This window comes from Thauera butanivorans NBRC 103042 (assembly GCF_001591165.1).
Lineage (GTDB): Bacteria > Pseudomonadota > Gammaproteobacteria > Burkholderiales > Rhodocyclaceae > Thauera > Thauera butanivorans.
This window is the reverse complement of record NZ_BCUG01000089.1, coordinates 1-10,611: the sequence shown is the minus strand read 5'-3', so window position 1 is coordinate 10,611 and position 10,611 is coordinate 1. Positions and strand designations below refer to the sequence as shown.

Here is a 10,611-nt window from a genome sequence, read left to right as displayed (position 1 = left end):
GGGATGTCGGCGTTGAGCGTCTCGCGGATCGCCTTGCCGTTGTCGACCGTCTCGGCGTAGGCCAGCCGTTCCAGGTTCTGTTCGATGCGCTCGGCGATCCTGAGCAGAATGTTGGCCCGCTCGGCCGCCGGCGTCTTGCTCCAGGCCGGAAACGCCGCGTGCGCCGCGTCCAGCGCCAGCTCGATGTCCTCGGCCGTCGAGCGCGCCGCCTGCGTATAGACCTGGCCGCTGATCGGCGTCACCACGTCGAAGTACTGGCCCTTGACTGGCGCTACCCAACGGCCGCCGATGAAATTGTCGTACCGCGCCTTGTGCTGGACCGGGGCGCCGGATTGCCCGGGCATTGCGTAGATCATCTCGCTGTCTTCTCTCTTGTGGTTACGAACGCCGTGTGCGTTACACGTCTCCTCTGCAGGCAGCGTGCCAGAACCGCAGGCCTGCGCAGAGATTCTCAATTTCTTCTTATCATTCAGGCAACTGGCAACAGCCCAGGCTGAGCAGCCCATCCGGAGCCGCTCAAAGCCGGCCTCGCCGGGTGTTCCATTGCCGCACACCTGTTCCAATGCGATGCACTTCGCCAGCGCCACGTTCCCATCCATGCACGCGGAAGGCATACTTCCTGCATGGGAAAGGACATGGACCCCGCACGCTCTTCCTCGCCGAACCCGGCCGCGCTCGCGCCGCTCGACCTGCACGCCTCATGGGCACGCAGCAGGGAATTCGGCCTGCGCCCGGACGACGCCCTGTCGGATGCGCTCGTTTCCCCTGCCGACCTGCGCGACCGCCTGGAGGCCAATGCCCGCCTGCTGACTTTCTCCCGCCCGGTCATCGAGAACCTGTTCCGCCAGATCGGCTGCCCGAGCTCGACGCTGCTGCTGACCGACTGCGACGGGCTGATCCTGAGCGCCATCGGCGACACCGGCTTCCTCGACCGCGCCACCCGGGTCGCACTCTGCCCCGGCGCCGAATGGAGCGAAGCGGCGATGGGCACGAACGCGATCGGCACCGCGCTCACCACGCGCAGGGCCACCACCGTCGAAGGCAGCCAGCACTATCTGGCGCGCAACCGCTTCCTGACCTGTGTCGCCACGCCGATCTTCTCGCCCACCGGCGGCGTCGCCGGCATTCTCGACATTTCCACCGACGCCCGCGCCAACCTGTCGCACGCCGACGCGCTGCTGCGCACCACCGCCGAATGCATCGAACACCGCCTGATCGAAAACCTTGGCGAAGGCTTTCTGTCGCTGCACTTCCATACCCGGCCCGACCTGCTCGGCAGCCCGCTGGAAGGGCTGGTGCTGTTCGATGAGGCAGGCCGCCTGCTGGCCAGCAATCGCGCCGCCCGCGCACTGCTGCAGCTGCACGGCGAATTCCCGCAGGGCAGCTACCCCGAATGCTTCACCACGCAGTGGCGGCATCTGGTGTCCTGGGCGGCGTTCGGGCCGCTGACGCCTTTTCCGCTGCGGACGCTGCACGGGCAGACCTGCATCGCCCGGGCCAGGCTATTGCTGCCCCGGGCGTCGCACGGCCGCCGGCCGGCGAACGGCGACGAGGCTCCCGGCCGTGCCGAGGCGCCGCCCGCACCGGACATCGACCCGCGCCTCGGCCATGCCGGCACGCTGGTCGCCGAATGGCATCGCAATCGCTGCGCAGGCCCGCTGCTGCTATGCGGCGAGACCGGCACCGGCAAACGCCACCTGCTGTACCAGCACTGCCGCGACCACGGCATCGGCATGCCGCCGCTCGAGCTCGACGGCCGCAGCCTTGCCGCCCGTGCGCAAGCGGGCCGCGATGAGCTCGAAGATGCCCTGCGGCAGGCGGAAAACGGCCTTCTCTACCTGACCGACGTCGACCTCCTCCCGGCCGAGGCGCGTTCCCGGCTGTTCGAGGCTGCGGGCGCCAGCCGTCGCATCGTCGCCGCCAGCCGGCATCCGCTTGCCCATGAAGCGGACGGGAGCGGCCTCGATCAGGCGACGCTGGCAAGACACAGCGCACACGTCGTGACGCTGCCGGCGCTGCGCGAACGCACCGACTTCGCCCATCTGGTACATCGCTTCGTCCGCGAAGCCTGTCCCGGACGCCCGATCCGCGTGCTGCCCGAGGCGATCGACCGCCTGCGGCGCTATCCGTGGCCCGGCAACATCAGCGAGCTCGCCAGCCGCCTGCGCCTGATGCTCGCGCTGCTGGGAGACGACAGCACCGAGCTGCGTCCGGACGACATTCCCGACGAACTGCTGGAAACCCCCATCTGAACGCATCCTGCCGCCGGCTGCTGCCGCGCGGCCCGCCCGCGATTGCCCCCGGGACTGCCCATCCGGGCTGTTCAGGAAGGGAACGACTGTTCCAAATCGTTACACACCCCTGATGGCCACACTGCCCGCCAGGCCGCCACAGGGCATCAATGGCGGGATTCACCCCCTCGGCCGCGACTGGCACGCTCTTTGCCAAACATAGCTCACCGGACATCCGGCCCGTCGGCCCCCAGAGCGGCGGAAAGCCACACGACATACCTACAAGACAGGATCAGGAGGCAAGGAGCAAAAATGAAAAAGTCGCATGCAAAGCCCTTCGCGCTGCGCGCCATCGTCGTCGCCACCGCAGCGGCGTTGTCGCTGCCGGCCGCCGCAGTCACCGACGTCACCTGGGAGGACATCGCCAACGACCACAAGACCACCGGCGACGTGCTGACCTACGGCCTGGGCCTGAAGGCGCAGCGCCACAGCCCGCTCAAGGCGATCAACACCGACAACGTCGCCAACCTGGTGCCGGCCTGGAGCTTCTCCTTCGGCGGTGAAAAACAGCGCGGCCAGGAAGCACAGGTTCTGGTGCACGATGGCGTGATCTACGCCACCGCCTCCTACTCCCGCATCTTCGCCATCGACGCCCGCAGCGGCAAGCGCCTGTGGGAATACAACGCCCGCCTGCCGGACGACATCCGCCCCTGCTGCGACGTGGTCAACCGCGGCGCCGCCATCTACGGCGACAAGGTCTTCTTCGGCACTCTGGATGCGGCCATGGTCGCGCTCGACCGCAAGACCGGCAAGGTCGTGTGGCGGAAGAAGTTCGGCGACCACAAGGTGGGCTACACCATGACCGGCGCCCCCTTCGTCATCAAGGACCAGAAGTCCGGCCGCACGCTGCTGGTGCACGGCTCATCCGGCGACGAATTCGGCGTGGTCGGCTGGCTGTTCGCGCGCGACCCGGACACCGGTGAGGAAGTCTGGGCCCGTCCGATGGTCGAAGGCCACATGGGCCGCCTGAACGGCAAGGACAGCACCCCCACCGGCGACCCCAAGGCACCGAGCTGGCCGGACGATCCCAACTCGCCCACCGGCAAGGTCGAAGCCTGGAGCCAGGGCGGCGGCGCACCATGGCAGACCGCCAGCTTCGACGTCGAAAACAACATGGTCGTCATCGGCGCCGGCAACCCCGCACCGTGGAACACCTGGAAGCGCACCGCGCCGGGCGACGACCCGCGCAACTGGGACAGCCTGTTCACCTCCGGCCAGGCCTATGTCGACGCCAGCACCGGCGAGCTGAAGGGCTTCTACCAGCACACCCCGAACGACGCCTGGGACTTCTCCGGCAACAACTCCGTCGTGCTGTTCGAGTACAAGGACCCGAAGACCGGCAAGATGGTCAATGCCTCGGCCCACGCCGACCGCAACGGCTTCTTCTTCGTCACCGACCGCGACATGCTGGCCAAGGGCGCCGGCTATCCCAACAAGCCGACCTCGCTGATCGGCGCCTGGCCCTTCGTGGACGGCATCACCTGGGCGTCGGGCTTCGACCTCAAGACCGGCAAACCGATCGAGAAGGACAACCGTCCGCCGCAGCCGAAGGAAGGCGCGGACAAGGGTGAGTCGATCTTCGTCTCGCCGCCCTTCCTCGGCGGCACCAACTGGCACCCGATGTCGTACAGCCCGGACACCGGCCTGTTCTACATCCCGGCCAACCACTGGGCGATGGACTACTGGACCGAGAACGTCACCTACAAGGCCGGCTCCGCCTATCTGGGCCAGGGCTTCCGCATCAAGAAGCTGTTCGACGACCACGTCGGCATCCTGCGCGCGATCGACCCCGTCACCGGCAAGATCGCCTGGGAGCACAAGGAAGAGTTCCCGCTGTGGGCCGGCACCTTGACCACCGCCGGCGGCCTGGTCTTCACCGGCACCTCGGACGGCTACCTGAAGGCCTTCGACGCCAAGAACGGCAAGGAACTGTGGAAGTTCCAGACCGGCTCGGGCGTGGTCTCGGTACCGGTGACCTGGGAAATGGACGGCGAGCAGTACGTCGCCATCCAGTCGGGCTACGGCGGCGCGGTACCGCTGTGGGGCGGCGACATGGCCGAGCTGACCAAGCAGGTCACCCAGGGCGGTTCGATGTGGGTGTTCAAGCTGCCGAAAGCCAGCCGCTGATCCTGCCTGACGAACCCGGCGGCCCCGCGCTTCGGCGCGGGATCCGGCCCCGGCGGCCGGCGCCGGGTTCGTCGCCATGCCCGGGCGGGCACGCCCCGCCCGGCCTCCCTGGAAGGAGCACGCCCGTGGTTCATACCCGCAACCCGAACGCCGCCGCGCGGCCTTTCCGCCCGCTCTGGTGCAGCCTGCTGGCCGCTGGCTGTCTGGCCCTGGGCGGCCTGGGCCCATCCGCCGCATGGGCGGAGGAAGTTTTCGGCGATACCCATGCCGGCGACAGCGCCGAAGAGGACTGGCCGCTGGTCATCAACGGCTGCCCGATCTGGCCCTACACCCGCTGTCCGGGCGCCGATCTGCGCCACGCCGACCTCGTCGGCCAGAACCTTGCCGGTTCAGACCTGCGCGGCGCCAACCTGACCCGCGCCGACCTGCGCGGCGCCAACCTTTCCGCCGCCAATCTGGAAGGCGCCGACCTGACCGCCGCCCGCATGCACAAGGTCAACGCCGCCAGCACCAATTTCCGCAACACCCGCATGATCGGTGCCGATCTGGAAGCGGGGCGGCTGATGCGCTCCGACTTTTCCGGCGCCGACTTCACCGGCGCCAGCCTGGAATTCGCCCGGCTCAACCACGCCTGGTTCATCGGCGCGAAGCTGGTGAGCTGCAATCTGCAGGAAGCGAAGTTCGTCTCGGTCAGGCTCGACGACGCCGTCATCGACCGCTGCGTGACGCGTTTCACCATCTTCCCGGAATCCTCGTTCACCAATTGCCAGGGCTGCCCGACCGGCTGGTAAGCACGCCCGCCAGGACCATCCCCTCCGCGCAAGCTCTCTCGCAAGGAAGCCGCCCGATGCAAATCTTCCGCTCCCGCCCGCCCGGCCACCCCTGCCGCACGTCCGCCCGCCGCAGCCGGCTGCATGCGAGCCTCGCCGCCGTGCTGTGCGCCGCGCTGTGCTGGCTGCCCGCCGCCGCGCAGGCCGAGCGGCCGCAGCCGCCGGTGGTCGATACCTCGACGCTGCCGCCGATCGCCCCCGGCTGGGCCGACAGCAATCCGCTGCGCGGCAACGCCGCCGCCATCGAACTCGGCCGCAACGCCTTCAACCAGGCCTGTGCCCGCTGCCATGGCGTCGACGCCGACGGTTCCCGCTCGCCGGCGCCCGATCTGCGCCGCATCGGCGGCCTGTGCAACCGGGTCAAGGATGCTTCGCTGAAGCAGCGCTGCATCGAGGACAGCGACTATTTCTTCCGGTATTCGGTGCTGAACGGCAAGATCAAGCTCGGCTACGAGCACATGCCGCCGTGGGAAGGCATCATCGATGCGCCGGTGCTGTGGTCGATCCGCAGCTTCGTCGAAAGCATGCGCAGGCCGCCGCAGCGGCAGGAGGCGAAATGACGCTGAAGGAACTGATCGCCGGCGCGGCGCTGGCACTGATGCTGGCCGCCCCGGGCGCGCGGGCGCAGGACACGAGCGATCCGCTGGGTTCGCCGCGCTGGGAGGAAATGCGCCAGACCTTCTTCCCCGGCGCCGAAGTCGAGTTCGACGAGCGCGTCCGCGTCAGCGCACCGACGATGGCCGAGGACGCGCTCAACGTGCCGGTGGCGGTCGACCTGCGCCGGCTGCAGGCAGTCGAGGAGGTGGTCGTGTTCGCCGACTTCAACCCCATCGTCCGCGCGCTCAGCTACGAGCCCGCCGGCGCCCATCCGGGGCTCGCCTTCCGCCTCAAGCTGCAGCAATCCACCCCGGTGCGGGCCGCGGCGCGCACCGCCGACGGCCGCTGGCACGTCGGCGGCACCTGGGTGAACACCACCGGCGGCGGCTGCACCGTGCCCTCGGCCGGCACCGGCTCGCCGGAATGGCAGCAGCGCCTGAACGAAGTCAGCGCACGCATCTGGCCGCGGGTCGACGGCGGCTCGCGGCTGCGCGTGCAGGTCGTGCATCCGATGGACACCGGCTTGGCCGCCGGCGTCCCGGTGTTCCACATCGACACGCTGGACATCAGCAACGCCGACGGCCGGCACCTGATGCGCATCCATCCCGGCGAGCCTGTTTCCGAGAACCCGCTGTTCACCATCGACATTCCGGCCTCCGCCACCGGCAGCGGCGGATTCCGCATCAGCGGGCGCGACAACAACGGCAACCCGATCGTGGCCGAGGTGGCGCCATGAACGGCAGCAAGCGCCCTGTGCGGCGCCGCGGCGGCCGGGCGGCCTTCGCCGCCGCCCTCGCGGCGCTGGCGCTGCTCGCCGGCCTGCCCGCCGCCAGCACACCGGCCACCGCCCAGCAGGACGGCTTCGACTACCGCCTCGCTCCGCAGCGCATCGCCGACGGCGTGTATGTGCTGATCGGCAGCACCGAAGAGTTTTCGCCCGCGAACGGCGGCAACATCGTCAATACCGGCTTCATCGTCGGCAGCGAAGGCGTCATCGTCGTCGACAGCGGCCCCTCGCTGCGCTACGGCGAGCAGCTGCGCCGGGCAATCGCCGCCGTCACGCCGCTACCGGTGGTGCTGGTGATCAACACCCACCATCATCCAGACCACGTCCTCGGCAACCAGGCTTTCCCGCCGGCGACGCTGGCCGCGCTGCCCGGGACACGCGGCGCGCTCGAAGCCGAAGGCGAAGCCCTGCTCGAGAACATGTACCGCCTGACCGGCGAGTGGATGCGCGGCACCGAGACGGTGCTGCCCGAACGCACGCTGGCGGCAGGGCCGCTCGAGATCGGCGGCCGCAAGCTGGAATTGCTGATGCTGTCGGGCCACACCGACGCCGATCTTGCCGTGCTGGATCTCGCCACCGGCACGTTGTTCGCCGGCGACATCGTGTTCTGGAACCGCGCGCCCACCACGCCCCACGCCGACATCGCGCAGTGGCTGCAGGCGCTCGAACACCTCGAAGGCCTCCCGTTCAGGCAACTCGTGCCGGGCCATGGCCCGGTCGCCACCGATGCCACGCCGATCGCCCAGACGCGCAGCTACCTGGCGTGGCTGGAACAGACCTTGCGCGAAGGCGCCGAACAGGGGCAGGACATGACGGAGATGCTGGAACAGGAAGTGCCCACACGATTCGGCGATCTGGACGGCGCCACCGCCGAATTCCGGCGCTCGGTCATCCACCTCTACCCGGCGGCCGAACAGGCCGCGCTGCGGAGCCGCTGACCCGGCGCCGCGCAGACAGGCCACCGCAAATGGACAAGCGCGCCCGCCCCCCGCTGCACTCCGCCAGCCTGCACACCCGGCTGAGCCTGATGCTGACGCTCGTGCTCGCGCTCGCGCTGCTCACCGGTGCCGCGCTGTGGTTGCGCGAGACGCGCAGCGCGATCCAGGAGGAAGTCGAATCCGCCGGCCGCGTCGCCGAGCAATGGCTGAGCGTGCTGATCGACGAAACCCGGCGCGACGGCGCCGAGGGCCAGGCGCGGCTGATGTCCGCGCTCGCCGCGATCGGCCGCATCCGTGCGCACGCGCTCGAAATCACCGCCACCGGCGGCGAACGCCTGTATGCATCGCCCGCCTCCACCTACAAGGCCGGCCGCCATGCGCCCGCATGGTTCGCCGAGCGCCTGGCGCCGCATCTGCGCATCCGCCATTTCGACGCCGGCCCGGTGCAGATCAGCCTGCTGCCCGATGCCTCGCGCTCGGTGCTCGATGCTTGGGACAGGCTCGCCAGCTTCGCCGGCTGGGCGCTCGCCGGCCTGCTGCTGGCCGGCATCGGCTGCCACCTGGGGCTGCGCCGGGCGCTGGCGCCGCTGCGCGCGGTCGACGCCGCCTTCGACCGCGGCGCGCGCGGGCATTTCGACCGCCGCCTGCCCGAAGTCGGCGCCCCCGAACTCGACCGCCTCGCACGCAGCTACAACCGCCTGGCCGACCGGCTCGACCACACGCTCGCCGACAACGCCGCACTCGCCGCCGATCGCCATTTCGCCCGCGCAGTGCAGGATCGCCTGGAAGCGGAACGCTGCCTGATCGCCCGCGAGCTGCACGACGAGCTGTCCCAGGGCATCACCGCGGTGCGCGCCATCGCCGGCGCGATCCAGCAGCGCAGCGCCGACCAGCCCGGCATCCACGGCAATGCCCAGGTCATTCTGGCGATGACCGGCCAGATGCAGGACGGCGTGCGCACCATCCTCGAACGCCTGCGCCAGCCCTCGCCGGAAGCGCCGAAGACCGTGGGGGCCATCCTCGACGAGGCCTGCAAGCAATGGTCGCGGCTCTATCCGCACATCGCCCTCGACTGCCGGATCGCTGCAGATGAGCCCGTGCTGGCGAACGAACAGACGCATGCACTGCAGCGCCTGCTGCAGGAAAGCCTCACCAACGTCGCCCGCCATGCCCAAGCCAATGCAGTATCGGTGGTACTGGACTGGAATGCGCAGGCGGTCACGCTCAGCATCACCGACAACGGCCGCGGCCTGTGCGCCATCCCGGCCGACGCACGGCCGCGCTACGGCCTGGTCGGCATGCAGGAGCGGGTACGCGCCCTCGGCGGCACCCTGCGGCTCGAACGGCCCGCCGCCGGCGGCTGCCGGGTGGAGGCCAGCCTGCCGCTCGCGCTGCCCGCCGTCCCCGCAAGCCCTTCCTTCTCCTCCTTCCCGGTCGGGGCCATGCGCTGATGACGACGATCCGGCTTCCCCCTCTGCGCATCGTGCTGGCCGACGACCATGCGGTCGTCCGCATGGGCTTTCGCCTGCTGATCGAAGGCGCGGGCGCCACCGTCGTCGCCGAAGCCGACAGCGGCGAAGCGGCACTCAAAACCTGGAACGAACACCAGCCCGACGTGCTGGTGATGGACGTGTCGATGCCCGGCATCGGCGGCCTGGGTGCACTCGAGCGTCTGCTCGCCCACCATCCGGATGCGCGCGTGCTGATGCTGTCCGCCCACGACGACACCCTGATTCCGGCCCGCGCACTGCAGGCCGGCGCCACCGGCTACCTGTCCAAGCGCGCCCATCCCGACGCGCTGCTGCGCGCCATCGCCGAGGTGGCCGAGGGCCGCCGCCATCTCGACCCCGAACTCGCGCCCAAGCTCGCGCTGGCGCGGCTGGGCGGCGGCAGCCACCCGGCCGAAACGCTGACCGGCAAGGAATTCAGTGTCTTCCTGCAGCTGGCGCGCGGACAGTCCGTCAACGAAGTCGCCGCCACCCTGAGCCTGAGCAGCAGCACCGTCGGCACCCACCTGTACCACATCAAGCAGAAGCTCAATGCCAGCAACGCCGCCGAACTCGCGCTGATCGCGGTGCGGGCCGGGCTGGTGGAAACCTGAGGGCAGGCCCGCTCACGCCGAGGATTGATTGAGGTCAGCCGGAGCGGTTAGTCGCATGGCCCCGGCGCGCACGCGCCGAACAAGGCCGACTGGGGAAAGGCAAATAAAAGGCCGGACACGACATGCCTGATGTACTTACGCATATCGGTTATTCAGTTGTTTTCCGTGGTTTTTGAGGCGGGGCGCACTACCAAATACTCGTATCCCATGGCGAAACCAAACGTGAGCAGTAGTACCGGAATGCCCTCAAGGTTATAGGCGCCAATGAGCCAAAGGTTAAAAAGCAAGATGCCCCCACCAATTAAACGCAGTTTCGTTGTCTTCTTCATTCCAATCTCTCTTGAACAAAAACGTAACGTAGAAATCACCGGCGCTGCACGGCTTTATCGCGCAGCGTCCGTATGGACTGCCGGGCTAGAACACTGATGGATCGCATCATTCACCCATGCCCCATAGCTTTATGCGGGCCAAATTCCTCAGCCTCCCAAGTGCCACTAGAGTTTTGGACTGGGCGTAGATGAGCGCGAAAATTATCGTTGATACGCACTGACCAATGCCCTGTCGATTTATCCCAGCGCTTGAAATCAAGACCTGGAATCGCAGGATTCGCGATCAACTTTCTTTTCGTATCATCCCAACGCTCTTTCAGCGATGCGTACTTTGACACCAATGAGTCAGAAAATGATTTCGCCTCTGTAACGTTCCGAACTTCTGGTAGCTTCCAAGCGGGATTAATCCACGCAGTTAACGAAGAAGGCCGAACGAAGTATTCTGGGCAAAGCGATCTACGAAGCAACTCGTCGGGGACATTGCTAACCCAAAGTGCTTGATCCTCACGACGAGCCATGGTGGAGAGATTCAAATCAATCAGATTAGCCGCAAGTTCGCCAGCAAGCTCAAATTTCTTTTCGTCGAATCTGGCATATGCGCCTGGCTGAAG

11 protein-coding genes are annotated in these 10,611 nt (G+C 68.0%); 8 read left to right on the top strand and 3 right to left on the bottom strand.

What is annotated here, in order from left to right; genetic code table 11:
- Positions 1–587, bottom strand: a 587-nt coding sequence (locus tag TBU01S_RS24920) for an aldehyde dehydrogenase family protein (RefSeq protein WP_245651012.1), incomplete at its 3' end; no start/stop codon positions are given.
- A 48-nt stretch (positions 588–635) separates the two neighbouring features.
- On the opposite strand from TBU01S_RS24920, the gene TBU01S_RS21755 reads away from it, so the two are divergent.
- From TBU01S_RS21755 to TBU01S_RS21720, 8 genes are all read left to right on the top strand, one after another.
- Positions 636–2,252: a sigma-54-dependent Fis family transcriptional regulator gene (locus TBU01S_RS21755; protein WP_068639587.1), complete on the top strand. Its 1,617-nt coding sequence runs from the start codon at positions 636–638 to the stop codon at positions 2,250–2,252.
- A gap of 291 nt (positions 2,253–2,543) precedes the next feature.
- Positions 2,544–4,418, top strand: coding sequence for a methanol/ethanol family PQQ-dependent dehydrogenase (locus TBU01S_RS21750; RefSeq protein ID WP_068639586.1), 1,875 nt, complete (start codon positions 2,544–2,546; stop codon positions 4,416–4,418).
- A gap of 125 nt (positions 4,419–4,543) precedes the next feature.
- The gene (locus TBU01S_RS21745; protein WP_068639585.1) at positions 4,544–5,209 is read left to right on the top strand and encodes a pentapeptide repeat-containing protein; all 666 of its coding nucleotides are present in this window, start codon (positions 4,544–4,546) and stop codon (positions 5,207–5,209) included.
- Between the two features lie 56 nt (positions 5,210–5,265).
- Entirely contained in the window at positions 5,266–5,808 is a 543-nt protein-coding gene (locus tag TBU01S_RS21740; RefSeq protein WP_068639584.1) for a c-type cytochrome, read from the top strand.
- A complete protein-coding gene (locus tag TBU01S_RS21735) occupies positions 5,805–6,581 on the top strand; it encodes a quinoprotein dehydrogenase-associated SoxYZ-like carrier (protein WP_068639583.1) in 777 nt (258 codons plus the stop codon). The genes TBU01S_RS21740 and TBU01S_RS21735 overlap by 4 nt, the downstream gene beginning before the upstream one ends.
- Complete coding sequence (locus TBU01S_RS21730) at positions 6,578–7,570, top strand: quinoprotein relay system zinc metallohydrolase 1 (protein ID WP_068639582.1); 993 nt, start codon at positions 6,578–6,580, stop codon at positions 7,568–7,570. Before TBU01S_RS21735 ends, TBU01S_RS21730 begins: the two co-directional genes overlap by 4 nt.
- A 29-nt stretch (positions 7,571–7,599) precedes the next feature.
- Positions 7,600–9,021: a HAMP domain-containing sensor histidine kinase gene (locus TBU01S_RS21725; protein WP_068639581.1), complete on the top strand. Its 1,422-nt coding sequence runs from the start codon at positions 7,600–7,602 to the stop codon at positions 9,019–9,021.
- Positions 9,021–9,671 (top strand): response regulator, encoded by a 651-nt coding sequence (locus TBU01S_RS21720; RefSeq protein ID WP_068639580.1) that lies wholly within the window; start codon positions 9,021–9,023, stop codon positions 9,669–9,671. The genes TBU01S_RS21725 and TBU01S_RS21720 overlap by 1 nt, the downstream gene beginning before the upstream one ends.
- Positions 9,672–9,823: 152 nt before the next feature.
- Here TBU01S_RS21720 and TBU01S_RS24210 read toward each other — a convergent pair whose 3' ends face one another.
- Positions 9,824–10,000, bottom strand: a complete 177-nt coding sequence (locus tag TBU01S_RS24210) for a hypothetical protein (protein WP_157659248.1) — start codon at positions 9,998–10,000, stop codon at positions 9,824–9,826.
- A 110-nt stretch (positions 10,001–10,110) separates the two neighbouring features.
- On the bottom strand, positions 10,111–10,611 hold a 501-nt coding region (locus TBU01S_RS24205), incomplete at its 5' end, for a hypothetical protein (RefSeq protein ID WP_217999677.1).

Coding starts and splice junctions, on each gene's coding strand:
- TBU01S_RS21755 (WP_068639587.1), top strand. CDS start 636: ATGGACCCCGCACGCTCTTCCTCGCCGAACCCGGCCGCGCTCGCGCCG.
- TBU01S_RS21735 (WP_068639583.1), top strand. CDS start 5,805: ATGACGCTGAAGGAACTGATCGCCGGCGCGGCGCTGGCACTGATGCTG.
- TBU01S_RS21730 (WP_068639582.1), top strand. CDS start 6,578: ATGAACGGCAGCAAGCGCCCTGTGCGGCGCCGCGGCGGCCGGGCGGCC.
- TBU01S_RS21750 (WP_068639586.1), top strand. CDS start 2,544: ATGAAAAAGTCGCATGCAAAGCCCTTCGCGCTGCGCGCCATCGTCGTC.
- TBU01S_RS21740 (WP_068639584.1), top strand. CDS start 5,266: ATGCAAATCTTCCGCTCCCGCCCGCCCGGCCACCCCTGCCGCACGTCC.
- TBU01S_RS21725 (WP_068639581.1), top strand. CDS start 7,600: ATGGACAAGCGCGCCCGCCCCCCGCTGCACTCCGCCAGCCTGCACACC.
- TBU01S_RS21720 (WP_068639580.1), top strand. CDS start 9,021: ATGACGACGATCCGGCTTCCCCCTCTGCGCATCGTGCTGGCCGACGAC.
- TBU01S_RS24210 (WP_157659248.1), bottom strand. CDS start 10,000: ATGAAGAAGACAACGAAACTGCGTTTAATTGGTGGGGGCATCTTGCTT.